Raw genomic sequence first — 25,506 nt, 5'->3', positions numbered from 1 at the left:
CCCTTTGGGGCTGTCGCGCGGGGCGTCGGGATCGCAGGAAGCTGTCCGATGGGATGACCGCTCTTGAGCTGAGAAGGTTCCTTGGCTTTAGCGTCATGGCGGAAGCATCGCTTGCCCAATAGGGCTGGCGGGGTTTGCCGCTGTGCGCGAGGCCGGGATCAAGCGTCTCAAGGGCACCTGGTGGATGCCTTGGCACCGAGAGGCGATGAAGGACGTGGCACGCTGCGAAAAGCCGCGGGGAGTTGCGAGCAAACTTTGATCCGCGGATATCCGAATGGGGAAACCCGGCCCTTATTGGGTCATCCGGCACCGAATACATAGGTGACCGGAAGCGAACCCGGCGAACTGAAACATCTCAGTAGCCGGAGGAAAGGACATCAACAGAGACTCCCCTAGTAGTGGCGAGCGAACGGGGACTAGGCCAGTGGTCTGCCGGCGAAAACCGGAAGCGTCTGGAAAGGCGCGCCAGAGCGGGTGACAGCCCCGTACGGGTACAAGTCGCCGGCGGATCCTCGAGTAGGGCGGGACACGGATTATCCTGTCTGAACATGGGGGGACCACCCTCCAAGCCTAAGTACTCCTCGGTGACCGATAGTGAACCAGTACCGTGAGGGAAAGGTGAAAAGCACCCCGACGAGGGGAGTGAAACAGAACCTGAAACCGGGTGCCTACAAGCAGTGGGAGCTCCATTTCGATGGGGTGACCGCGTACCTTTTGCATAATGGGTCAGCGAGTTGGTCTCACGAGCAAGCTTAAGCCGATAGGTGTAGGCGCAGCGAAAGCGAGTCTGAATAGGGCGCACAGTTCGTGGGATCAGACCCGAAACCAGGTGATCTAGCCATGGACAGGCTGAAGGTGGGGTAACACCCACTGGAGGGCCGAACCGACCGATGTTGCAAAATCGGCGGATGATCTGTGGCTAGGGGTGAAAGGCCAATCAAACCTGGAGATAGCTGGTTCTCCGCGAAAGCTATTTTGGTAGCGCGTCACGGCTTGGCCGCCGGGGGTAGAGCACTGGATAGGCTAGGGCCCCGCGAGGGGTACCAAACCTAACCAAACTCCGAATACCGGCGAGCTCGACCGTGGCAGACAGTCCATGGGTGCTAAGGTCCATGGACAAGAGGGAAACAGCCCAGACCGCCAGCTAAGGTCCCGAAGTGGTGGCTAAGTGGGAAAGGATGTGGGACGGCCAAGACAACCAGGAGGTTGGCTTAGAAGCAGCCATCCTTTAAAGAAAGCGTAATAGCTCACTGGTCTAAACAAGCTGTCCTGCGCCGAAAATGTACCGGGGCTCAAGCCACCCACCGAAGCTGCGGGTGCATGACTTAGGTCATGCGCGGTAGCGGAGCGTTCCGTAGGCCTGTGAAGGGATACCCGTGAGGGATCCTGGAGGTATCGGAAGTGCGAATGCTGACATGAGTAGCGACAAGGAGTGTGAGAACCACTCCCGCCGCAAGCCCAAGGGTTCCTGCGCAAGGTCAATCCGCGCAGGGTGAGCCGGCCCCTAAGACGAGGGCGAAAGCCGTAGTCGATGGGAATCAGGTTAATAGTCCTGAGCCAGTGGCAGGTGACGAATTCAAAACGTTGTCGGGTCTTATTGGATTGATCCGGCAGCTGGAGAGTTCCTGGAAATAGCCGCCACAATACTGACCGTACCCTAAACCGACTCTGGTGGGCTGGTAGAGTATACCGAGGCGCTTGAGAGAACGGCGTTGAAGGAACTCGGCAAATTACCCCCGTAAGTTCGCGAGAAGGGGGCCCACCCATCGGGCAACCGGTGGGTGGGGGCACAGACCAGGGGGCGGCGACTGTTTACTAAAAACACAGGGCTCTGCGAAGCCGCAAGGCGACGTATAGGGTCTGACGCCTGCCCGGTGCCGGAAGGTTAAGGGGAGGGGTTCACGCCCCGAACCGAAGCCCCGGTAAACGGCGGCCGTAACTATAACGGTCCTAAGGTAGCGAAATTCCTTGTCGGGTAAGTTCCGACCTGCACGAATGGCGTAACGACTGCCCCACTGTCTCCAACGCCGACTCAGCGAAATTGAATTCTCCGTGAAGATGCGGAGTCCCCGCGGTCAGACGGAAAGACCCCGTGCACCTTTACTACAGCTTTGCAGTGGTACTAGGGCGTGCATGTGTAGGATAGGCGGGAGGCTTGGAAACGGTTGCGCCAGCAGCCGTGGAGCCACCCTTGAAATACCGCCCTTGCGCGTTCTAGTACCTAACCGCGGCCCGTAATCCGGGTCCGGGACCCTGCATGGTGGGTAGTTTGACTGGGGCGGTCGCCTCCTAAAGTGTAACGGAGGCGCGCGAAGGTAGGCTCAGGCTGGTCGGAAATCAGCTGATGCGTGCAATGGCATAAGCCTGCCTGACTGCGAGAGCGACGGCTCGAGCAGAGACGAAAGTCGGTCATAGTGATCCGGTGGTCCCGCGTGGAAGGGCCATCGCTCAACGGATAAAAGGTACGCCGGGGATAACAGGCTGATCTCCCCCAAGAGTCCACATCGACGGGGAGGTTTGGCACCTCGATGTCGGCTCATCACATCCTGGGGCTGGAGCAGGTCCCAAGGGTTCGGCTGTTCGCCGATTAAAGTGGTACGTGAGCTGGGTTTAGAACGTCGTGAGACAGTTCGGTCCCTATCTGCCGTGGGTGTTCGAGACCTGAGAGGAGCTGTCCCTAGTACGAGAGGACCGGGATGGACGTACCTCTGGTGGACCGGTTGTGGCGCCAGCCGCATCGCCGGGTAGCTACGTACGGACGAGATAACCGCTGAAAGCATCTAAGCGGGAAACTCCCCTCAAAACCAGGTCTCGCTATCAGAGCCGTGGTAGACCACCACGTCGATAGGCCGGAGGTGGACGCGCAGCAATGCGTGAAGCTGACCGGTACTAATCGCTCGATCGGCTTGATCCCGGACCTCGCCTCGCGCACAGCGGCAAACCCCGCAACAACGCGACGCGACAGGCCCGGAACCCCAACAGCTCAAGAGACGCACCCAAATACGCGATCTCACGTCATCCCAGGGTCCGTCCCCACCCCGCACACGCGGGACCTAAGGGACGGGCGCTTGAACGACCTGGTGGCTATGGCGGCGGTGATACACCCGACCCCATTCCGAACTCGGCCGTGAAACCCGCCAGCGCCGATGGTACTGCATCAATGGATGCGGGAGAGTAGGTCGCCGCCAGGTCTTTCAAGCGCATAACCCCCACCTCGTCAGCCGGTCCCCAACACCCCTCTCAAGGGCACACTCAACACTGCCGCGGGGTGGAGCAGCCAGGTAGCTCGTCAGGCTCATAACCTGAAGGTCGCAGGTTCAAATCCTGCCCCCGCAACCACCGACAGTAAATCCGCCCCCGACGCGCCGCCGCCGGGGGCGTTTTTGCGTTCGGACTCCGCGGCAGTGCAGAGCTGAAGAAGACGCGCGAGATCGCCGTGTAGCGTCAGGTCGACGCCGAGGTTACCGGACGGCGCCACGTCGATCCGCTCGATCAGACCCCGCAGCGTCTCCATCGCCTCGGTGCGGATCTCCGGCGTGTCCAACGCCGCCTCCAGTTCGGCGACGCGCCGGCGGTAGACCTGGGCCAGGTTCGGGTGCAGCGTGAAATCCGGGTTCGGCTCAGGCTGCTCCAGCTGCGCCATCAACTCGGCCTTGCGGCGCTCCAGGTCGGCGAGGCGGGTGCGCAGGCTCTCGCTCCAGGCGCCGGTCTCGATCGCATCGATGATCCGCTGCAGCGCGGTCTCGGTCTGCGCCAGCTCTTTCTCGACTGCGCGGCGCTCGGCGCCGTGGCTCTCCTGCGCCGCCTTGAGTTGGTTGCGCACCGTCTCCACGAAGGTTGCCACGATGTCGGGGGCGAGCAGGTGGTCCTTTAGGCCGTTCAGGACGCGTTGCTCCGCCACCTGTCGGCCGATCGTGCGGCTGTTGCTGCAGGTGCCCTTGTTGCGGTGGGTAGCGCAGCCGTAACGGTCCTTGCCCATGATGGTGTAACCGGCGCCGCACTCCCCGCAGGTCAGCAGGCCGGACAGCAGGAACTTGCGGCGGTGCGCCCGGTTGAGCGCGTTGCCGTCGCCGTCACGGCTCATCTCCCGCGTGGTGTGGGTCTGGCGATCCTTGACCGCTTGCCAGAGCGCGTCCTGCAGAATACGCAGTTCCGGCACCTCGGTGATCTCCCATTGCTCTGGCGGATTTGGCCTGGCCACGCGCCGGCCGGTCTGCGGGTCCTTAACGTAGCGGCAGCGGTTCCATTCCAGGCGGCCGACGTAGAGGGCGTTGTTGAGGATGCCGGTGCCGCGGTCGCGCTGTCCCCGGATCGTGGTATCGATCCAGGGCCGCCCGGCCGGGCCGGGGATGCCGTCGGCATTCAGCGTGCGGGCGATTGCCCGCGGGCTCTCGCCGCCGGCATACATCCGGAAGATCCGCTCGACCACGGCGGCCTCGCGGGGCTCGATGGTCCGGCCACCGCGGTCGTCCGTACCGTCGCCGGTAACGCGGTAGCCGTAGCCGAGGCCCCCACCGCTGCGGCCGTCGCGTACTCGCCCGAGCTGGCCGCGCCAGGTCTTAGCGCGCAGGTCGCTCAGGTACATCTGCGAGATCGTGCCCATCATGCCGACGTGCAGCGAAGTGATCTCGCCGTGGTCGCTCGCGTGTAGGGCGATCCCGTGGAAGGCAAGCCGGTCATAGAGATGGGCGGTGTCGGCCAAGCGTCGGCTGAGGCGGTCAAGCGCCTCGACCAGCACGACGTCGTAGCGGCCAAGCGTCAGGTCGGCGACGAGTTTCTGGTAGCCTGGCCGGTGGATGCTCGCGCCTGACTGCGCGGCGTCCGAATAGACATCCACCACCTCGAAGCCCTGCCGCTCGGCGTAGCGGCGGCAGACCTCGACCTGGTCGCCGATCGAGGCGTCCCGTTGGCCGTCGGTCGAGTAACGGGCGTAGACGGCCGCGCGCAGGCGGTCCGACTGGCGGGCAAGCGATCGAGCCATATGCGTCCTCACGTGTGGTCAGGCCTCATCAGTTGAGCCGATTTCGTATTCCGATGCCAGTCCGTCTCTCTGACCGGCCGGATCGTACGGGGCGGTATCGACGGGGCCGGCGTCGTTGGCGGGCGGGCGCGCGGCGCCGTCCGTCAGGTGCTGCGCGATCAGCTCGCGGGCGTAGTCGCGGGCCAGCAGGCGGGCGAGCGCCTTGAACGCCTCGCGGGGATCGGCCGTCGTGGCCGGGCGGAAACGGGTATCCGACATGAGCAACCCTCCTGGTGCTGAAACGATCAACGTCCAGGAAAGCGTGGCCGCCGCAACTACCGGCTGCAACGGAAATGTACGGTTAAACCAGAGCGCTACGGTTCGGCCGCGGATCGGTGTGCAACCCGGCAAAATCGGGGTGCAACGGGGATTTTGGTCGGTGCAACCCGGGAAATCGGCCGTGCAACCCGGCTTTTTGCGCGTGCAACCCGTTAACGGATCGCTCAGGGGCCAAATGCAACCCGAAAAAAGTTTTCGAGGGCCGCTAACCCATTGATTTCACAGAGAGCCAAGTGAACGAAGTGTGGGGCAGGATACGCAAAGTGTCCGGACACTTTGCCGAACCCCGTTCTCAACGCTTGGCGCGATAGCGTTGAAGACCGGGTAACTTACCGGCCGCAAAGGCGACCGGTGCCGACACGAAGGGGATCGGGATGAGAGCAGGTCACAGGGGATCGCCTCGCGTCAGGATCCGCCTCCAGCCATCCAAACGCAGGATCTGGGAGGCGGCGGCCGCGCAGGAGCAACTGACCTTATCCGCGTTCATCAGGAAGGCGTGCGACGAAGCTGCGACCGCGGAGGCCTATCTCACGCACGAGGAGATCGAGGCGTATCATGCGGCCGCCGAGCAGCTCCGTGGTGCCGGCATCAAGCTCAATGCGCTCCTGCGGAACCTCCACGCCGTATAAATAGGTCGACATAGCCAGATGCCGGCTAACGCGGAATTCGATGAGGTCCGGGGGGAGATGCAGGCCGCTATCCAACGGGTGCGTGGACTGCTCGATAGGAAGGCGACGTAATCCGGCCTCATACTGGGGCTTTGGCTATGGATAAGTCGGTCGCCGCCGCTGGACTCGTGGTGGTCGCTGCGGCGGCCGACTTACCCACAGCACTGAGGCGGGTGCGCGAGGTGCCATCCTGTTGGTTGCATTTCCTTAACGGATGGCTGCTCAACCTGTGTCCATGAGTTCGGACAGCAATCGGTTGTCAGCATCTAACGCCGGTGAGCGGATCATTTGCGGCATCTAACGCCGGGGGCAAATTGATGGGATTGGCTTATTGTGGGGCCAAGGCTTAGGAACGATGAAGACGCTTTATATCCGGGCGCCACGCTACTTACACCGGCATATAACTCTGCTCGACGTCGGCCTAAATTATTTTGAAGGAGCAGGTTGCGTCCCTCCGGAACCGGACGGGTCGGTTGCGGCCATCAAGCGCAAAGTCCCAGACGACTGGGTTCAGCGACTTTCCTTCTTGGCCAAGCTGCACGGCATCAGCAATAACCGGGCTGCTGTTGCGGCCCTGCAGTATGCGACTCGGAGCGCCCTCAACCCCAGGCCGGCAATTCCACCGGACGCCTGACCCGATTCCCTCTCTGGTGGTCATGTGGCTGCGGTCGGCTCAGGTGAGCCCTTTAATTCACATTAGCTGTCGTCAAGCCCACTATCTAGACGGTCAAGCTTCTCGCGGACCGCTTTTATAATTAGCGCGTGAGTGCTGTCGCGTGGCGACACGAGCTTCGCCCACTCCGCCAGATGCTCATGTTGGGATAATCGGAGGCGCAGATTGATCTGGTGGATTCGGCTCTTTCTTGGGTTTGTTCGGTCGCGCGGGGTGATGCGGTGGCGATGACATAGAACGGTAAATCTCGCTGGCTAAATGAGAGATTTCAGCGGCCGCTTGTGGGTCATCGCTATTCTCTTCAACGGAATGGCCGGTGCGCACGGCCCGGCGGTACGCGATCCGGTCGCAAAGGATGGTGGTGAGAAAGCCGAGGTTGTCGTAATCGCCGATCAGTTCACGCGCCTCGTCCGCCTCGCGGACGCGCGGGTTTGTGCTGGCGCGGTTGATGCACGCATACGCGTATAGCTCGGGATTGAACCCGGACGCTTCCTCAACAAGCTTGGCCATGCTGTCGATAGTCCAGGTGTCGAATAAGCTCGCCTGGACCGGAATAATCATCCGGTGCGCCGTTGTCATGGCGCCGCGAAGCTCGACGCTATCTTGTCCGCCGGTATCAATTATGATTTCGTCGTGCCGCTTGGCCAGTTCGCGGACCTGGGTCACCATCCCCTTGCCTTGCAAGCTGACGCATTCAATACGTGGAGCGTCCGTCTCGTCGCGGAGCGCAACCCAATTCGAGGCGGAGCCCTGGCGGTCGGCATCGACAAGCATCACGTCGCGGCCGGCGCGCGCGCGGTTGGCGGCTAGGTGGACGGCAATGGTCGTGTTGCCGGCCCCTCCCTTCTCACCGCCGATCAGAACAATTGCCATAATCTCGATCTTTCAATCCTTATCACCCAAACATTGAGTGTCTGGAGGTTCGGTGGCAATGAGCATTCGGATGACGAGTTATCGTACCCTGGAGCGCTTTTTCAATCATAACAGCGTTTATAAAGATTTCTAGGAACTATAAATCCTAGCATGATACCATACCATTGCATATCAAACATTTAATGTGGTCCCGTTGCATTCGCCACTGCACGGTTCACAAATGAAATCTTGAAGATCCGAATACGGCCGAAACTAAGATGGGTACACACAGCGTCTCCAAGAAGCTCATCGAGGCCGGCTTTGAAGAGCGCCACGTCCAGCCGTTACCGAGGTAATGGCGCAGCGCGACGCGAAGGTCGCTACCAAGGTCGACATTGAGGCGGTCGAGCGTCTGGTCGGCGTCGTGCTGCTGGAACAGCACGAGGACTGGGCGGTCACCCGCTGCTACATGCCGGTGGAAACGCTCCGGGCGCTATGCCAGCCTGAGGACATCGACACTCTGCCGGCGCTCGCCGCGGAGTAGCCGCGCCCAACTCGCGGCGACATCCAGATGGTCGCCTCTGTTACACCACGCTACGTGGCACGATCCATTCTGAGGCTTCCGGTAGGGATAAGTCGGCCGTCGCCGGACTCATGGCGGCGGTTTCAGTGGGGCATGGCCTTTCAATCTCAAGGCCCGCACAGAGTGGGCAAAATCTCGCTTATGTCCTGTCCGGCGGCAAGGGGCAGTCCAGATCGGGCACATTATTCGGTGCCGATTGACAGGTCCGGTTCTTCGGTGTGCATCCGGCGGCGATCACTCGGCTGGTGAGAGCGGAATGGGGAGCTTGATGGCACATGGCACAATCGTTGCGGTAATGTGGAAGATTATGCGCAGTGCATCACTGTGTTGCAGGATGGTGATGGAACGGTTACCATGAACGAAACGCGAACTTACGTGGTGGTGGCATGACACGAAAGATAAAAAAGTATGGCCCGCGTCTCACAGTCAGCCTGACCGGGCGTGACTACGACGCCTTATCGGCGCTCGCTGACAAGGATGATGTGTCCGTGTCATGGGTGGTGCGGCGCGCAATTGACGAGTATCTCGACAACCACCGCCACGAGGCCGAACCTGCCCTGCCTTTGCGCGTGCCGCAAAAGGTGGAGAGGTCTGCTCACCGGGCTGATAACAAGCGATGACGCGCGAGGGGAGCCAGTGACGCATACAAACGGGTCAAAGCACAGGAAGAAGCCGGGAAAATCAGAAGTCAGCGTTCTGTATGAGCGCGCCCTGCCGGCCAAACGGACCGGTCCTCTCTACGGCGCGTTTCCCTATCCAACCAAAATCTCGCCCGAGGCGATCGCACTCTACATCGCTTCCCATACCAGGCCCGGCGACACCGTGTTCGATGGGTTTGCCGGCAGCGGCACCACGGGGCTTGCGGCTCTGCTCTGCGAAAACCCCTCGGATGAGCTCCAGGCCGAGGCGGATCGACTTGGCCTTAATGTGGAGTGGGGCGCAAGAAATGCCGTGCTCTACGAGCTGGGCGCGCTCGGATCGTTTGTCGGCAGAGCACTGACGAATCCCCCAGATCCCAAATCTTTCCGAAAGGCCGCTGACCGAATCCTGCGTCACGCCCAGCGCGAGACGAGCTGGATGTATGAGGCTGTCGATCCCGACGGAAAGAATGGCGCTATCCGTCACGCGGTCTGGAGCGATCTGCTTCGCTGTCCGGCGTGCCGCCGCGAAGTGACGTTGTGGGGCGCGTGCGTTTCTATCAACCCTGCCCGTATATCATCTGAATTTCAGTGCCCATGCTGCAGCCACGAAGCCGGGTTCGATGAAGTAGAGCGCCTTACGGAGACCGTTGATGATGACGTAACCGGCGCTAAGACTGAGCGCAGAATGCGAAAGCTCGCGCGGATTTACGGTGTCACTGGCAAGACACGCTGGTCGCGTTCACCGACGAACGCGGATGCGGCTCTGCTCGACCGCGTTGCACAGGAGCCGCTCCCGGACTGTGTGCCGAATGTCCTCATTCCCTGGGGCGATCTCTATCGGCGTGGCTACCATCAGGGCATCACTCATCTGCATCATTTCTATACGCGTCGGAACCTGATCGTGTTCGCTCGGCTGTGGGAGCTGGCAGGAGAGTACGAGGGTGCCTTACGCGACGCCCTTCGATTCTGGCTGCTCAGCTACAACGCTTCACATGCGACGGTGATGACGCGCGTCGTTGCGAAGTCCGGGCAGAAAGACCTTGTTGTGACGAGCGCTCAGCCAGGCGTTCTCTATGTCAGCGGACTGCCGGTAGAAAAAAATCTGTTCGCCGGCCTTCAGCGCAAGCTCAAGACGATAGCGGAAGCCTTCTCTGTCATTCACGGGCGAACGGGGAAGGTCGAGGTATGTCAGGGATCAAGCTGTGCCGTGGACCTGCCCGACAGCAGCATTGACTATGTTTTTACCGATCCGCCATTCGGCGGGAATATTCCCTATGCAGAAATCAGCTTCATCAATGAGGCATGGCTGGGCGAGTACACCGACCGCGCGGAGGAGATTATCGTAAGCAACAGCCAGCAGAAGACCATTGCCGAGTATCAGGAGCTTCTTACCACAGCGCTTTCCGAGGTGCGGCGAATCCTTAAACCGGAAGGGCAGGCGACGCTAGTGTTTCACTCGGCCTCGGCCGAGGTCTGGAACGCGCTGCAGGCTTCCTATACCGATGCCGGGTTAAACATCGAGCGCGCCGGCGTACTCGACAAAACGCAGGGCAGCTTCAAACAAGTCACCACGTCAGGTGCGGTGCGCGGCGATCCCGTGTTGCTTCTCGGAAAGGACCCTTCCGCCGAAAAATCGGCGCCGGAATGCGTCTGGACCGTAGCTGAACAACTCAGTCAGGCAGCATTGTCACTCGATCCGTCCGAGCAGACGCCGCAGCGGCTTTATTCGAGGTTTGTCAGCCATTTTCTGACGAGTCACCAGACAGTGCCCCTCGATGCCCACGATTTCTACCGCTGGCATGACGCGCAGTAAGCGACGAAGGTAGCTGGTTGTGCAGGGGTGTGAAGCACATATAGCGATCCGCAACGAGGCGCGCGCCTTCGAAGAGGCGCTGCCGCCCGATCAGCGCAAAGAGCTAGGCCAGTTTTTTACCGGCATACCGCTCGGGCGTGTTCTTGCGCATCTGGCGGTCGACGGTAAAACGAATAGCATCTTCGATCCGATGGCCGGGAGCGGTGATTTGCTCGACGCGGCGCATGAAGCAGCTATTGCGCATGGAGCGGTGTTACAGCGCCTCGATGGGTTAGAGGTCGATGTGGCCACTGCCGCGATTTGCGAAAAGCGGCTGCATAGGGTTTGTGATCCGCAAGATACCACACCGCACGTCGTTTCCGGCGATGCTTTCAGTCCCGCGACTTTAGAGTCAATTGCTCGCGGCGGATACGATCTCGTCATTACCAACCCGCCCTACGTTCGCTACCAGTCGCTCAACGGGCGCGGAGACAAGGTCCGGCGAGGCTTGTCGGCGATTGTGGACCAGCGTCTTTCCGGTTCTGCGCAAGAAGTATGGAGGGCGCTTTCAAATGGATATTCGGGGCTTGCAGATCTGTCGATTCCGGCTTGGCTTCTAAGTGCACTTCTGGTCAGGCCGGGGGGGCGCCTTGCTCTAGTTGTACCGGCAACCTGGCGTTCACGCGCTTATGCCGACGTCATCCGCTATCTGCTGTTGCGCTGCTTTGCACTTGAGTTGATCGTTGAGGACACTCAGCCGGGGTGGTTTTCGGACGCGCTTGTCCGCACACATCTGATTGTGGCGCGGCGGCTGCCGGAAGATCGGGCCGCAGAGAAGCTCAGCATCCGCGCCAGCTTTCCGGATGCTCTATGGGTACAGGTCGCCCCCGAAGCTGCCTCATCCGAGTCATTGGTCGGCAATGCTTTTCCGGGTCACCGGTCCGAGGCGGCGTTCGCAGAATGGTGCGGCAAACCGAAACGGCCCGACGTACCCGGTATAACTTTCCGCGCATTTTCGCTGGAAGATGAGTGGCGGGCGCTGCGGACCCAAGCCGCCGGTCGTTCGTGGATGAAAGCCCTAGAGCAGTCCGCGCCAGACCTACCCCTGTTCGCAGAGCGTAGCGACGCGGCGGCATCAGTACCGGAAGCGTTGCGGGACGATTTGCCGGAAGCGTTTGATGGGCAGGTGCTGTGCGCTCTTGATGAGGCAGGCGTTCGTGTTGGCCAGGGCCTGCGCACGGGATGTAATCGCTTCTTCTATTTGAAGCTTGTCGAGATGAACGAAGACGGAACCTCATGGGTCGAAACCGATCCGGCACTTGACGGACGCCTGCTGGCAGTGCCGACCGCTGCACTTCAGCCAGTGCTGCACCGCCAGGCTGACCTTGAGGCCTGGTGCAAGGGACTGCTTCCCGCAACGCGCGTTCTCGACCTCCGCAGCATGGTGCTGCCGGAAGATATGGATGGCTTACGCAGCGCCGTGGCGCATGAATTTCTGCCAGATGGTCGGCTGCCCGCCGTCATGCCGGAAGAGCTTGCTGCGTATGTGCGTGAAGCCGGGAAGACGCCGTTTGGAAGCGGCGAAAGGGCTCAGCCTATCGCCGCCTTGTCGGCGGTTAAGACGAATGTCCGATCTGCGCGCGGAGGTGCGTTGCCGCGCTTCTGGTATATGCTCCCCGACTTCATGCCGCGCCACTTGCCGCAGGCATTCGTACCGCGGATCATTCACGAAACGCCGCGGGTCTATGCCAATACCCAACCTGCAATTCTAATCGATGCCAATTTTTCGACGTTCTGGACGGAGCGCAAGGGCTGGACACCCGCCGGGCTGGCGGCCTTTCTGAACAGTTCTTGGTGCCGCGCCGTCATGGAGGCGACGGGAACCCCGCTTGGTGGAGGCGCCCTTAAGCTGGAAGCTGTTCACCTTCGCAGGATGCCTGTGCCGCATCTTGCGCCGGAGACGGTGAAGGACCTGAACAACGCCGGGGAATGCGCGCAAGACGGGGAGAGCCGACGGAGGATCGACCGGATTGTGCTTCGCGCCCTGCTGAGCGGCGACCCTGATGATACCGAAATCGACGCATTTGCAGAGCGCCTGAACGAGCGCCGTGCTGCCATGGGCGCAGGCCGTCAAAGAGGTGCAGCATGAGTGCCGATCTGACTCAAGTTCGCGAAGCGATCGGGCGCTGCCGTGCGCTTAGAGATAAGGGAGTTGTCGAAGCGGTTTTGCGCGGCGAGTTCCAGTCGCGCCTGCGGCGTATCTTTCCTGATCCCGAAGATGAAAGCTGGATCAATCACTATGGCGAGGGTGCAGAAGCGCATACGAAGGTCGGAATAGCTGGCGGTGCGGCCGCGAACCGGTTCATTGACAATCTGATCGGTTCCACGACGATTGAATATGAGGCGGACCTGCGCATTCCTGCCAAACGTGACGAGGGGTTCGGACAGGTCAAGGAACATGCGGCGGGGCTGATTCGGCGCGGTGTTCCCGTATCACAGGTGCGCGGGATATTATCCGACACCGTCGACTGGTATGCCTACGATGTCAAGCTCGACCCCGGGGCTGATCCCGGCAGCTGTTCAGTCGAGGACGTCGAACTTGTCGAGGTTGAAAGGTTTGAACCGGCGACGGACGACGAACCAACCGCAGAGCGGTTGACGTTGTTTCTGCGCAGGCATCTCGCCCGCGAACAGTCCCGGCCCCTTATCGCCGATAACCTTGCTTTTGATCTCGGACTGGAAAGCCCAGCCTACAGGCGCAATGTCGATGCGCTGACCGGCCTCGTCGAAACAGGCCGCGAGGAAGATCCTTCGATCGCCCTCGCGACAGACCTGTGGTCGCATTTTGTCGACCATCTCGAAGGCGAGGGCGGAGCTTTTCGTATCGGTCCCTATGTTGACGAAGTTTATCTGAACATCCTTGCGCGGCTGCTCAGCGCCAATGCCCTCGCAGGCACGGCCATCGTAAGCGTGGATGCGGAACTGCAGGCGATACTCAACGGCAGTTTCTTTCGGGACACCTATCAGCTCGATAATCTAGTCGAAAAGGACTACTTCGGCTGGATTGCTCAACCGGCACATGTCGCCGGGTTCCTCCCGGTAGCCCGCGAAATCCAGCGTGACCTCTACGCCTATGATTTCAGCTGGCGGGCGGAGGAAGACCTGTTCGGCCGCCTCATGGCGCAACTTGCCCGCCGTAGCCAGCGCAAGCTTCTCGGGCAGGAATGGACACCTTCATGGCTTGCGCGCCATCTTGCTGAACGTTGCCTCGATGATCTGCCGGAGGGTGAAGCTCCCGAGATCGTCGATATGTGCTGCGGTTCGGGAGCAATGCTTGCCGAAGTGATCAAGGCCGTCAAGGAACGCTACCGTCATAATGACATTGTCGATCTCGGGAACGTGGCGACCGGCTTTGACATCGACCCGCTGGCTGTCGCATTTGCGAAAACGACCTGGGTGATCACGCTCGCTGACGAGATCAACGCCGCCGCTGCTCCGGTTACAATCCCGGTTTTTCACGCGGATTCCCTCTTCGCAGTGACGCCGGTTTCGGCGTCGCTACCGATGCTCGGTGAGGGCGATGCAATTGACATCACGCTCGATGGCGAGACGGTTCAGCTGCCTGTTGGCCTGTTGCAGCCCGAATATCGCGAACTGTTCGGTGGGCTTGTCGACTGGGCCTACGATGAGGCGCACGAAGACGGTGGCGTGCCGCCGACATTAGAGAACGCGCGGGCAACGCTGGATACCGTGGCAGCCGATTCGCATGTAACGCTGTCAGCGGAGTTGAGAGACGCCGCAGCTGAAGCGGTGCTGGCGCTTGCCCGCCGGATGAAAGAGCTCGCTGACGTGGGACGCAACGGCATTTGGGCCTTCATCCTACGCAATACTTACAGGCCTGGCCTTCTCGCAGGACAATTCAACGGGCTTGTCTCGAACCCGCCGTGGCTGGCGATGAGCGCACTTGCCGACAATCCCTACCGCGAGATGCTCTCGCGGCGCGCGGCGCTCTACGGCGTCCGTCCGGCCGGACAGTCCTTTCTTCATCTCGAACTCGGCACGACGCACCTGCTTCACGCGGTAGATCGGTATCTCAAGCCGGATGCTGCGGTTGCCTGTCTCGTTCCGGGAACCATCCTGAACGGTAATCACCATGAGCGGTTTCGCCAGCGCGGCTTTATCGGGAGCGACCGGCCGGTCGCCTTATCAGTCACCGAAGTTTGGCAGGTCCCGCCGGGCACCTTCAAATACCCTGGCGCCGCGCTCATCGGGAAAAAGGAAGACAGCGCTGCTGACGCTGATAACGCCGTTGCGACCGGCGCTGTAGCACGTCCGGACGAGGTTGAGGCTGTCGATCTCGTCATCCGCAAAATCGGTGATGCCCGTACCGCCTGGGTTCTTGAGAGCGGCGGCATGCCCGCTGCGGCGGCCGGAGGTGATGAGGTGTCGCGGCAGGGTGCGGACATCATGCCCCGCAGCGCCGTGTGCATAGAAATCCTAAATAGCAGCGGCCAGGAATACCGCGTAAACAGCCCGCGGCCCGGTACGGAGTGGGGCTTTACGATCAAGCAGGCGAAGGAGCTCAAGGGCGAGCGCTTTCCGGGCTACGTCGCACCGCGATTCATCCATCGCATGGCACAGTCGGAAAACCTGTTGCCCTTTGTCTTCGGTCCGCACCGCGCGCCGGTCGCCATCCCTGCTTGCAGGGATGCGCACGGCACGTGGCAGCGTTACAAGCCGGCCGATATTCGCCGCATGGGCTTCACGCGGACGGCTCGCCGTTTTGCCGAAATCGATGACAAACTCGCAACCATTGGGGACAGTACTCTAGCATACCGTATCGACTTCCGGCGGAAGCTTACCATTCAGGACTTCGGCGACGAGGGCTTCGTCGTGTTGTCGGGCGCTGGCGGCAAGCACATCTGCGCTGCCTGTCTTCCGGTTGCCGAGGCCAGCGAACTCGTCATCGATCAGACGCTGTATTGGCAGGTTGTAAGCAGTGAGGCCGATGCCTGGTTCAGAATAGGTATTCTCAACAGCGCTGCGCTTACCGAAGCCATCCTGCCGTTCAATCCCGAAGGTGACTTTGGGCCGCGTCACATCCATACGCTCCCATACCGCTTGATGCCGCCATACGATCCCGCTAACGATGATCACCGCGCCGTTGTGAGCGCCGCGCAGAGTGTCGCAGAAGAGGCGGCGGCAATCGTGGCCGGCGATGCCTATATCGGCGATCCCGATCGTTCGTTGCCGGTCCGCCGGAGAAAGCTGCGCGAGAAGCTTGCCGACGGCGAGAGCTTTCAGGAGCTGGATCGCCTATGCGCGAGTATTCTTGGGACGGGTGTCGCTTCTGCCGAGGTGAATGGGGAAGACGCGCCTTGATTGATCTCGAACGTGCAGGAGAGGTCCTCGAACGGGCGCGCCTGGCAGCGGTCGATTACTACCGGCTGACCGGCAAGCCGCTTGGTATCACGGGCGAAATCGGCGAATACCTTGCCGCCAAGATACTCCATCTCCAGTTGGCTGACGCCAGGGCGCCAGGCTACGACGCTATTGATGGTAGCGGCCGTAAGATCCAGATTAAGGCGCGCTGCATTCCACGGGATACTAGACTTACCGGCCAGAGGCTTGGTTCCATTCGCCTGGAACACGAATGGGATTGCGTGATGTTGGTTCTTCTCGATCAGGAATTTAGGCCGCGTACCATCCATGAACTGAATCGCACATCAATTGCGGCGGCTCTTGCGAAGCCGGGAAGCAAGGCCCGAAACGAGCGTGGGGCTATGGCCGTAAGCCAGTTTATTTCGCTTGGGCACGAAGTCTGGCGCGAGTCAGAGGGCGCATGATGGCAAACGAATTTGAGCAGAATACTTCTGATAAGCTGGCGTTGGGGGACGGTAACCCAGGAACGCCGGAGACAAATTTAGACCGGCTTCTGTCGCACCTTGAGACCGACAGTCTTGCCGCGAAACTGGTCACCGCTTACGCCGGTGCCGAGACCGAGAAGTCCGCCCAGTCAGCACTCTTGGATGTGATGCGGGAAAGACTTGAAGAGCTTAAGGACGGACATGGCGATACCAAGAATTGAACGCATAAAAATTCAGGGTTTCCGCGCTTTCGGTAAGGAGGCGCAAGAGCTTGTCCTGCGTGCGCCGGTATCTGCGGTGTGGGCGCCTAATAGCCAGGGTAAAACCAGTCTCGCTGAGGCATTTGAATTTCTTCTCACCGGCCAGATTGTTCGCCGCCAGCTTATGGCGAGCTCTCAGGACGAGTTTGCCGACGCTCTCCGCAATGCTCACATGCCCCACAATCTGCCAGTCTATATAGAGGCGCAGATAAGGGGCAAGGATGGTAAAACGTCTTCCGTCAGGCGCAGCCTCACTTCTGACTATGCCAAGCGACAGGATTGCCAGTCGGTGCTTCATATCAACGATGCTGAAGCCGATGAGACGGGGCTCGCGGCGCTCGGCATCTCGCTGTCTCAGCCGCCACTTTCAGCGCCGGTATTAGCCCAGCATACCCTTGGCTACCTGTTCTCGGCAAAGCCTCAGGACCGCGCATCATATTTTAAGACCATTTTGGAAGTGACTGATCTCGAAACTCTGCGCGGCGCAATCGCTGCGCTTGAGGCTGAGTTAAAGCCAGGGGAATCTGCGTACTGGGACAGGCTAACCACTGCGTCAAAAATTGCGGAAGCAAGACCTTCCCTGGAGCCGCTTACGAGGGCTGTCCCAACCGCCCAAGAGCTTGCTGAGGCGCTTGACAATGCCGTCACGGCGCTCCTTCAAATCGAAGGCGCGGATGTGCCGGAATCTATCACTGAGCGGCTTGAAGCGCTTCGTACGCTTCTCGCCGAACGCCGTGCCAAGACATTCCCGGTGAGCGGTTTTGACCGCAAGATACCGGCTGAATGGACGAGCCCGGCGGATACTGACTGGGAGAAACTTTCACAATACCTAGCAGAGCGGTCTCGCATTGATGAGCAAGCAAGGAGGCTCGTCTCCCTCTTCCAGGAAGCTCTTGCCATCCCAGAAATCGATGGGGCCACAGACGCTGTTGATTGCGTTCTTTGCGGTGCCGGCGGCGCATTAACCCCGGAGCGCATCGAGTTTCTACGGGGCCGGGTGAAAGAGGCTGAGGATTTCCGATCCGCAGAGAAGGCGGGGCTGGAGGCGCTTCACCGTCTGCAGACCAAGGTCAGTTCCAGTGTTGGGTCGATTGATGCGGCCGTACCTGCTTTCATGAAGACCTTGTCTGCCCGGAGGCGTGATAGTGGGTTTCGTATAGACCGCATCAACGCTCTGGTCGGCGATGAGAACGAAGCCTCTGTCACATCCTGGATCGCTGCGGTGAAACGGCTTTCGAAGACTCTTCGTCCTTTCCGCCGTTATGCACGGCAGCTCACAGCAGAAATCAATGAATATCTCGACAATGCGGAGCGATTTGATGACGTTGAACCACTTAAACGGGCTTTCGACGATTTTAGCGACACCTATCAGGAGTATGTGAAGAAACTGACCGCATATAACGAGGCGGAACTGCTACTGCGCGAGCTTCTGGATGCAGTGGTTGACAGAGCCAGCGATACCGAGGGCTGGCAGCAGCTGATCGATCTTTGCGATGATCCTGAGGGTTTGCGCGAAGCGCTTGTAGACCGGCATGCTCGAACCGCGCTCAAGGCGGAACTATCGAAGGCGCTGAGCCAAATCGACAAGGGGAATGAAAAAGTCCTCGACGATAAATTTGGCGATCTCAGTGAAGGTATTCAGTATTGGTGGGACCTGCTACGTCCCGACGAACATACATTTTTCTCTTCAGTGAAACCGCGCAAGGGCGCGCGCCGTACCGTGGATTTTAAAGCGGGCCTTGCTTCGAGTAATGAACGGAGAGGCGTAGAAGTTCGTGATGTAATTGCCGTATTCAGCCAATCACAATTGCACTGTCTAGGGCTTGCTCTATTCATCGCGCGTGCGGTTCATGAGAATGCCGGGTTCATCATTCTCGATGACCCAATCCTTTCCAGCGATGAAGACTACCGCGCTTATTTTAAGGCGAATGTCGTGGAAGAGCTACTTTCGCGGGGCATTCAGGTGGTCATTCTTACGCAGGATCAGAAGTCATGGAAAGACCTTGAGCACCGGTACGTGCACCAGAACATCGATATGTTCCAGATCGAGATGGTTGATCCGGCGAACGGCACGACTGTCACGAACAACGGTGACGGTCTCCAGGCGATGCTGACGCGCATTGAGATTCTGGCGCGCGGCAGTCACGCCGATATGCGAAAACAGGCAGGGGAACTTTTGCGGAATGCAGCGGAGCGGTTCTGTAAGGAGATGCTTGTGCGGGAGCGATGGGCTAAAGGTCAGGCTCAGGTCGCGTTGAGCGATTTCGACGGCAAAAATCTTGGCCAGCTAAGTCCACAGGTGGAACCACTTCTCGGGGAATGCCCTTCGCACCCCGGCAAGCTGCGTTCCATAGGAAGCGAGCTTAATCCAGCAAAGCATGATGACGGCATTCCTGACAAAGGCACATTGAAGGTCGCCTTGGGCGACCTTCGCAAGCTTAGGTCGATCTATCTATGACGAAGCGAATGAAATAACGGAGGCAGCATGAATATCAAACCGCGCACTTTCACCTACGGCGGCCGCACTTTTGAAGTGAGAGCGGCGGCCGAAAACGAAGGCTGGAAGGTCCGTGTTTTCGAGAACAATCGACCAGTGACGGCGGTTGTTTACACGGTTTCTCACGAAAATCAGATCGATGCGAAAATTCAGGACCTGCCTGTCGACCTTCTTCAGGAACTCATGCGGCTTGCCCAGAGCGACGTGGAACAAGGACGTGTAGCTTTGCTATAACCAACCAAGATCTCACCCGTCGGCACGATGCTCCCGTCGCAAGCGAATCTTGGCAACGAAGCCGTCCAGCTGCAATAGAAGAGTCGTATTCGTTCAGCGTGAAAACTGCGTGAACTGGTCGGTTACTTCCTCGGCCAAGGCGATGTATTCGCGGGCTTCATCAGGTGGACACCTTTGGAAAGCGGTTCTCGAGCGGATCTGAAGTGATGGTCGCGGCTGCGTAGATGAATTGCGTCCAGTGGCGTGGTGTAACAGAGGTGGCCATCTGGATGTCGCCGCGGTAGGCGCGGCTACTCCGCGGCGAGCGCCGGCGGAGTGTCAGTGTCCTCAGACTGGCATAGCGCCTGGAGCGTTTCCACAGACATGTAGCGGCGGGTGACCGCCCAGTCCTCGTGCTGCTCCAGCAGCACGGCGCCGACCAGGCGCTCGACCGCCTCTTCATTCGGGAATATGCCGACCACGTTGGTGCGGCGCTTCACCTACTTGTTTAGCCGTTCGAGCGTAACCGGCCGGCGAGGGCCGCCTTCCCGCAGCGAACGCTGTGCGTAGGCTGACGTCCGTAACGACGTCCGTACGGACGTCGTTTGGTGAGCGGGGAGCGGATGCGGCAGGAGATTTTGAGGGGATCAGGCCAGCTCCGCACTGCGCTCGCCGTAGCCGGCGCCGGTGAACGCCTCGACTTCCAGGCCCATGAGCCGCTGCGCAACAAAACCGATCTGTTCGCGAAGGAAGTCCCCGTCGTCGGCGTTTTGCACTGCGGCCTGCAGCTGGTCCATCTTGGGTTTGGCCATCGGGATCGTCTACCTTGCCGTTGGTCAGGTGGTTCAACCCGACCGTAACGGAGACACCCGATGGCCGCCGCCGGCCGCCCGCGCTACGCGTTACTTGGCGCTCCGCGCGCGCGGCCGGCGGCTACTCTGACACCACTCGCTGGGACGCAGGCACAAGCGGGTCCGGCGCGCCTCCAATCGGCCCAGCATCGGTCCGAGCACCGGGTCGCGGCGGAAGTCATTGTGGTCGTTCAGGTCCTCGTAGCCGAGCGCGATGCCGAACACGGGCTGGCCGACCAGGGTACGGACATCATGAACGACACGACCAGCCATGCGCCCGTCGGTGAAGCAGACGGCGAACCGGTCCACCCGGTTGATCGCCCTTCAGCCGTGCCCAGCAGCAGCGCCCCGGCGTCCGAGGTGATCGCCCCGCCCACGAAATCCGCGAACAGGTCGTGGCGATCGAGGCGTGCGAAGAACATGGACTCCGGGTTACACTGTGTTTGCATCGGGGGGGTCGCGTTAAGTGTTTGCCTACACTCACACTTTCGCCTATTTCAGACCCCGATGCACCTTCTTTCGTGAAATATCCGGGTTAGAATAGCTATGAGCTTGACAATTAACAGCTTGATAATTGCAGAAACGAGGATTCAGGGTGTCACGATTCGCCCTGTTCTCGGCGCCTATGAATTGCTCTTTGGCCTGTATTTGACGATACATGCCGCGCGCGAGGCGCCAATGCGTGCGGAAATCGCGGGCGCGCGAATTTCTGTGAGCGGGGCGGAAGGGCGCAGGTGTGAGCTTGGCTACGCGCGTCCCGAGCAGCCGTTTTACATCAAGCAGCACGATTTCCAGTCGTCAATGACACCGGCCCTGATCCTACCTCTGCAGCCCGGCCAGGTGGCCGCTCTGGAGACGCTACGTGGCACATCGGACCTAGATTTTGAGCTTACGGTGGTCGGGACGGGCTTTGATAAGAACGGCGAGCAGCAAGTCCAGGATACTTGGCGGGCTCATGTTTCCCGTTCGGATTGGATCAAAAAGCTTAGTGATGCGAGGGTACGGAACATCCTGCTTCTGGAAGTGCCGCTCCCGATTGGTGAGACCTCGGAGGAATGGGATGGAATTGCCGATAGCCTCCGGCGCGCCGAAGAGCAATTCCGTCTCGGTGACTACCATGCTTGTGTCGCTTCCTGCCGTACTGTCGTGCAGGAGCTCGGCTTTCATCGCTTCAAGAACAAGGATTGGGCGGCACCGCTCCTGAAACGCCTTGCAGCCGACCGGAATAGCATGGCCAAGGACGAGCGGGAGGCGGCGATGTGGGCCAGCCTGCGTCACTACACCCATCAAGCCCATCACGGAGATAGCGAAGGAGGCATAAATCGCTATACACGAGCGGATGCCCAGCTTGTACTGACCCTTACGGCATCTTTCTTGACCCATCTGCAAGCAGACGGAATCTTCGGGGCAGCGAATGAGTGGGGAATTTGAAAAGTCGGGCATCTCTTGTTCTGGGCTGAGAGGGGAATCTTGAAAGTTCTTGTTTTGCATCCCGACGGGAACGTCATGGGCAACATCCTGTGGCCGTATTCACCTACATCAGAGGCACTGACCTTGCTGCACGCGGGAGCAGAGCGGTTTCGGGAGCGAGGCTACTGGGTCAGTTTTTTTCCGGAAGGTGATGGGATCACCTTCAAGCGGGAAGGGGCGGAATATGATTGTGCGCAGGCTCTTGTGGATCTTTCTGAGTCATTCGATCCCATTGAAGTTGTCGAGAAGGATGGTCCGAGTGGACGGGTGGAGCTGACTGACTTGTTGGACGATGATGCCCAGGCGGCAGTCCGAGTGAAGTATCTCGTACCCGTTGATCAGCTTCTGTTACTTGAGAGTTTTTCGATTGGGAATACCAGTTTCCATGCTCCGCTGGATGGGGAAGAGGTTGACGTTGAGAGGCACCGTTGGGGGATGGCGCTGTGCGATGTCCCCGGTGCGGATGTTCAGTCAGGATGGGCAGCCGAGAAGAAGAACAACCTTTGCGGAACCACGGATCTTCTCGCTTATCCTTTGGTTGAACGAGAAATTGATGTGCCGGCGAAGATCTTTCACGGCCGCGGAAGCAGTGTGCGCGGCCAAGAGAAGTTCCTAAACTTCGTTATCTCGGACGCTGATCTCGCGCTGAATATATTGCGATGGGCGTTATGCTCTTATCGCAGACTCGAATACCTGCCTAACAAGGCCGGCTGGGTTGGTGATTTCGCTTATGCCTACATAGAGCCTCAGTTTGGTCCGAAAAAGGGCGAGCTGCTCTCTGCTAAGCCTAATGTTCTTCGCGTAACTAACAATTGGCGCGGGCTTGAGGCTCAAGCTCTAAGCGTCGATGCTGCGGCGCCCATCGCGGACGTACTTGATGGTAGTTGGACATTAGGTTTGGCGTCTTCAGTCAAAGCGGCCGTACGTACGTTTGGCCAAGCTTACTACCTTACCGAGCCCGAAGCGTCGTTCCTCTCCATGCTTTATGCAACTGACGCCTTAACGGGCGTGGGGAAGCTGAAGGGGTTCCGTCAGCGAATTTGGGTGGCGGCGGTGGCATCCAAGGGAAACGCTGAGCTTTTCGAAGGTATCCTCCAAAGTTTCATTGACTTGTATAGTCTTCGAAATCATCTCGTCCACCAAGGGCAAACATTTGTTGAGTTGGACCGAGAGCCTCGTCAGGTCAACCAGGACATGTCCCGCATCCTTCGTTTGTGCGTAGAAGACATCCACAATGCGAGGTATGCGTCCACAGGCGAGCTCGCGGCACACGTCATGGAACGCCTGTCGCTGCCTGAATTCGAGGACATCGCAAGACCCCATCCTTTAGCGAGCCGCCACCACGTCAAATTTCCTGTTCGAGAGGACAGGGACCTAAGAGCGCATTTAACGCAGATGGCTTAACTTCCTCCTTGGGTAGCGGTACCAAGTCTCGTGACGCTGGCGTTGTGGCATTCGATGATTCAGCGGATCCTACGGTGGGGCATGATTGTTAAACGGTCATTCGAACAGGCAGCGTTGGTCAGCGGGGCAAGGCAAGAATTGTTGATCGGCGCGGGGTCACGGCGCCGATCGGCGTGCCAAACACCTGATGCTGAATGATTCTGTCGGTGTGACCCTGGCGCCGATACACACCACGACGCTAATGTTCTGTGGGCGGATCATGTGCTCCACTGGGGTCATACCGACACCACAAGCGGGCAGAACTCTCGGTGGTTGCGTGCCCCCGCAACCAACGATGTCAGCACCCGCCCATCACTCGATGCGGCGGGTGTTTTTGTAGGTGCAGATCGAGCAAAGCCTCGACGCGCGGGTCGGTGTTGCTGTCGTGGACACCGGCTCGGGCGAGGCATGGACCCATCGGCCAGAAGCTTACTGGCCAGCTTGCGTAAATTGGGACCTTGAGAGGCAAAAAAACTCCTCTCCAGCACGGCTCGATTTGCACCTATCGCAGTTTTGAGCGCTGAGGGTTTGCGGAATAATCATGGCTGGCGGCACAAAACTGTGCCCATCTTAATGCCATCCCCGCAAAGTGCGGGTGTCTGTTCAGGAGCAACGGACATGGCCAAGTCGCAGAAGAAGACCGGGCGCGAAACCCGGAAGCCAAAACATGAGCAGCCGGCGGCAAGAAAGTGCCCCGCTACCTGCGGGATGGGGAACCGAGTCACGTCGAAATCCCCGGTTCCAAGCCGATGAAGAAAACCCCATCGGTTGCCTGATGCAGCTTGAGGAGCGGCTGCCTGTCCCCGCCAGGGTATTGGCGGCCGTTCCCGCGGTTGAACGGGGCGGACTGGCGGTGCGGTCAGGTAGGCTAGATGTTCGGCCAGTCGTCAAGTGAGTTGGACGATGGTCCGTTTCGGGGAGGCGGCCGGGCCAGCGACGGAAAGGTCGCTGGCTCCGAAAACGCGGCATTCGGAATCACCCTTCCGCCTTACAGGGTTCGCGACCATGCGTTGCTTTCCGTATGATCGCAGCTCTGGAGCGCCCTGTCGGCAGGTCGAATGTGGGCGCGTCGTGTCCTGGATCATCGAGCTTGTGATCTTTTCAAGGGCGGTTGGTCGTCCATGTGCAAAAATCCAGCCGTCGACCACCAGGAGCCCCGCATCTCCTTTCACGCCTGATGAAGGGGCGGAAGGCGAGCGCAAGAGCGATATTGCTGTCTTTCCGTTGGCGATCCGCTAATTGCGGGACCTGGCGTCCCTTCCTCTAGCTCGGTTTGCTTGAACGCGGCCTCCGCGTGGAGGCGTGTACCTGCAGCCAAGGAGCTTGTTTCCTGCCGATAGCCCGGCCTTATTTCATACTCTTCCGTGAAGAAAAAAGAGGCTGTGACGAAGCCAGCCACAGCCTCAACATCGGCACTGGGCATTTTAGGCGGTGTAAACTTTCCAGCGGGTCAAAGCACCAAGTCCGATGAGGCTCATGCCGAACAGCATCAACGTCGCCGGGGATGGGACCCGTGCCAGGTTGTCGAGGTCCGCGTTGACAACCGAGGCTTGGAAATTCGCGCCATTGAAGCTCACGTTTCCAAGCGAGATGGTGGTGTTCACGAAGTCAAAGTCATCGGCGGTGATGCCCCAGTACGCCAGCAGATCAGGATGCTTGCTGTCGATGCCGAAGCCATCGAAGGTCAGCGAGTTGCCGCTACCCGACACGCTGGCGTCCGAGAAGCTACCGCTCAGCAGCGTACCAATTGCGACCGTACCGCCGCCGCCGTCCACGAGGGAGCCTTCAATCGTGATCGAGCCCCCTGGACCAAAGGTCCAGCCATCCCCTGGGGCGGATGAGCCCTCGCTGATGACCGTCCCGGTCTCGAAGTTCATAAGGCAGTCAACGCAGTCGAGCCGGACACCATTGTTGATTGGCGTGTCAAGTCCAATGACACTGAAGAAGGTGATATCCGTGCCTACCGCTGTACCGCCGGCGGTATGAGAGACGGTCCCGCTTGTCGGAAATGCGTCGTCGTCGAAGCTGACCATTGGAGCAGCTTGGGCCGGGGCTTGGCTGAAGAAGGCGGCCAATACGACGGCCAAAGCGGCGATTCGATGCCGTTTTAGGAAGTCGAGTGCCATTTTTGCCTCCACTACACTTAGCTTACTACGGCTGTGCCGCCGCAGGCGATTGAGGAAGCAACCTTCATGCCAGCCGGTATCATGTTGATCTGATTTTAACATTTTTAACAAACAAGAGGTCTTGTAAAGATACCGGTACACTGGCTGTAAGCCAACCGTTCATAGGCTGCTAGCGTGACCCGGTTTGGCGCAGGTTTTTATAATATTTCAAATACAGAGGCTTAGTTAGTTTCGTGTGGAATTTTTGTGCGACCAGGGTGCGTCAATGCGC

17 protein-coding genes, 1 tRNA gene, 2 rRNA genes and 3 pseudogenes are annotated in these 25,506 nt (G+C 59.5%); 15 read left to right on the top strand and 8 right to left on the bottom strand.

Features of this window, described 5'->3' with window-relative positions; genetic code table 11:
* The first annotated feature begins 156 nt into the window (after nt 1-156).
* From RHOSA_RS0116020 to RHOSA_RS25810, 4 genes are all read left to right on the top strand, one after another.
* Nucleotides 157-2,914: ribosomal RNA gene (locus RHOSA_RS0116020) — 23S ribosomal RNA — on the top strand.
* 162 nt (nt 2,915-3,076) lie between these two features.
* Nucleotides 3,077-3,191 (top strand): 5S ribosomal RNA (gene rrf / locus RHOSA_RS0116015).
* A 71-nt stretch (nt 3,192-3,262) separates the two neighbouring features.
* Nucleotides 3,263-3,339: transfer RNA gene (locus RHOSA_RS0116010), tRNA-Met, on the top strand.
* Nucleotides 3,340-3,595: 256 nt separating this feature from the next.
* Complete coding sequence (locus RHOSA_RS25810) at nt 3,596-3,874, top strand: hypothetical protein (RefSeq protein ID WP_027289477.1); 279 nt, start codon at nt 3,596-3,598, stop codon at nt 3,872-3,874.
* A gap of 57 nt (nt 3,875-3,931) precedes the next feature.
* Here RHOSA_RS25810 and RHOSA_RS25990 read toward each other — a convergent pair.
* The 4 genes and pseudogenes from RHOSA_RS25990 to RHOSA_RS22995 form a co-directional block, all read right to left on the bottom strand.
* A pseudogene (locus tag RHOSA_RS25990) lies at nt 3,932-4,981 on the bottom strand (recombinase family protein); the annotation flags it as partial.
* An 18-nt stretch (nt 4,982-4,999) separates the two neighbouring features.
* Nucleotides 5,000-5,239, bottom strand: a complete 240-nt coding sequence (locus RHOSA_RS0115990; RefSeq protein WP_027289475.1) for a hypothetical protein — start codon at nt 5,237-5,239, stop codon at nt 5,000-5,002.
* A 533-nt stretch (nt 5,240-5,772) separates the two neighbouring features.
* On the bottom strand, nt 5,773-6,003 hold the full coding sequence (locus RHOSA_RS25235; protein WP_156092774.1) for a hypothetical protein: 231 nt from the start codon (nt 6,001-6,003) through the stop codon (nt 5,773-5,775).
* A gap of 775 nt (nt 6,004-6,778) precedes the next feature.
* The gene (locus RHOSA_RS22995) at nt 6,779-7,513 is read right to left on the bottom strand and encodes an AAA family ATPase (RefSeq protein WP_081728772.1); all 735 of its coding nucleotides are present in this window, start codon (nt 7,511-7,513) and stop codon (nt 6,779-6,781) included.
* Between the two features lie 376 nt (nt 7,514-7,889).
* On the opposite strand from RHOSA_RS22995, the pseudogene RHOSA_RS22990 reads away from it, so the two are divergent.
* The 9 genes and pseudogenes from RHOSA_RS22990 to RHOSA_RS0115935 form a co-directional block, all read left to right on the top strand.
* Nucleotides 7,890-8,036, top strand: a pseudogene (locus tag RHOSA_RS22990) (IS256 family transposase); the annotation flags it as partial.
* Nucleotides 8,037-8,461: 425 nt separating this feature from the next.
* Nucleotides 8,462-8,695, top strand: a complete 234-nt coding sequence (locus RHOSA_RS0115970) for a ribbon-helix-helix protein, CopG family (RefSeq protein ID WP_027289473.1) — start codon at nt 8,462-8,464, stop codon at nt 8,693-8,695.
* Between the two features lie 16 nt (nt 8,696-8,711).
* Nucleotides 8,712-10,529: a DNA methyltransferase gene (locus tag RHOSA_RS0115965; RefSeq protein ID WP_051432218.1), complete on the top strand. Its 1,818-nt coding sequence runs from the start codon at nt 8,712-8,714 to the stop codon at nt 10,527-10,529.
* A gap of 19 nt (nt 10,530-10,548) precedes the next feature.
* Complete coding sequence (locus RHOSA_RS0115960; protein ID WP_081728770.1) at nt 10,549-12,657, top strand: N-6 DNA methylase; 2,109 nt, start codon at nt 10,549-10,551, stop codon at nt 12,655-12,657.
* The gene (locus RHOSA_RS0115955) at nt 12,654-15,890 is read left to right on the top strand and encodes an N-6 DNA methylase (protein WP_027289470.1); all 3,237 of its coding nucleotides are present in this window, start codon (nt 12,654-12,656) and stop codon (nt 15,888-15,890) included. Before RHOSA_RS0115960 ends, RHOSA_RS0115955 begins: the two co-directional genes overlap by 4 nt.
* Entirely contained in the window at nt 15,887-16,354 is a 468-nt protein-coding gene (locus tag RHOSA_RS0115950; protein ID WP_200371980.1) for a DUF6998 domain-containing protein, read from the top strand. The genes RHOSA_RS0115955 and RHOSA_RS0115950 overlap by 4 nt, the downstream gene beginning before the upstream one ends.
* Nucleotides 16,351-16,596, top strand: coding sequence for a hypothetical protein (locus tag RHOSA_RS0115945; protein WP_027289468.1), 246 nt, complete (start codon nt 16,351-16,353; stop codon nt 16,594-16,596). Before RHOSA_RS0115950 ends, RHOSA_RS0115945 begins: the two co-directional genes overlap by 4 nt.
* Nucleotides 16,577-19,093: an ATP-binding protein gene (locus tag RHOSA_RS0115940; RefSeq protein WP_027289467.1), complete on the top strand. Its 2,517-nt coding sequence runs from the start codon at nt 16,577-16,579 to the stop codon at nt 19,091-19,093. The genes RHOSA_RS0115945 and RHOSA_RS0115940 overlap by 20 nt, the downstream gene beginning before the upstream one ends.
* A 27-nt stretch (nt 19,094-19,120) precedes the next feature.
* On the top strand, nt 19,121-19,366 hold the full coding sequence (locus RHOSA_RS0115935; protein WP_027289466.1) for a hypothetical protein: 246 nt from the start codon (nt 19,121-19,123) through the stop codon (nt 19,364-19,366).
* A 290-nt stretch (nt 19,367-19,656) separates the two neighbouring features.
* Here RHOSA_RS0115935 and RHOSA_RS24435 read toward each other — a convergent pair.
* From RHOSA_RS24435 to RHOSA_RS24430, 3 genes and pseudogenes are all read right to left on the bottom strand, one after another.
* Nucleotides 19,657-19,845 (bottom strand): annotated as a pseudogene (locus RHOSA_RS24435) (transposase); the annotation flags it as partial.
* A gap of 147 nt (nt 19,846-19,992) precedes the next feature.
* Entirely contained in the window at nt 19,993-20,157 is a 165-nt protein-coding gene (locus RHOSA_RS25230) for a hypothetical protein (protein WP_200371979.1), read from the bottom strand.
* Nucleotides 20,158-20,247: 90 nt separating this feature from the next.
* The gene (locus tag RHOSA_RS24430) at nt 20,248-20,505 is read right to left on the bottom strand and encodes a transposase (protein ID WP_027289465.1); all 258 of its coding nucleotides are present in this window, start codon (nt 20,503-20,505) and stop codon (nt 20,248-20,250) included.
* A 237-nt stretch (nt 20,506-20,742) separates the two neighbouring features.
* On the opposite strand from RHOSA_RS24430, the gene RHOSA_RS0115915 reads away from it, so the two are divergent.
* Complete coding sequence (locus RHOSA_RS0115915; RefSeq protein ID WP_027289464.1) at nt 20,743-21,627, top strand: hypothetical protein; 885 nt, start codon at nt 20,743-20,745, stop codon at nt 21,625-21,627.
* Nucleotides 21,628-21,666: 39 nt separating this feature from the next.
* Nucleotides 21,667-23,070, top strand: coding sequence for a hypothetical protein (locus tag RHOSA_RS0115910; protein WP_156092772.1), 1,404 nt, complete (start codon nt 21,667-21,669; stop codon nt 23,068-23,070).
* 1,463 nt (nt 23,071-24,533) lie between these two features.
* On the opposite strand, the gene RHOSA_RS0115905 is transcribed toward RHOSA_RS0115910, so the two are convergent.
* Nucleotides 24,534-25,235 carry a hypothetical protein gene (locus tag RHOSA_RS0115905; protein ID WP_156092770.1) on the bottom strand — a complete coding sequence of 234 codons (702 nt, stop codon included), beginning with the start codon at nt 25,233-25,235 and terminating at the stop codon, nt 24,534-24,536.
* Between the last annotated feature and the right edge of the window lie 271 nt (nt 25,236-25,506).

This window comes from Rhodovibrio salinarum DSM 9154 (assembly GCF_000515255.1).
Classification (GTDB): Bacteria; Pseudomonadota; Alphaproteobacteria; order Kiloniellales; family Rhodovibrionaceae; genus Rhodovibrio; species Rhodovibrio salinarum.
This window is presented reverse-complemented; position numbering and strand designations above follow the sequence as displayed.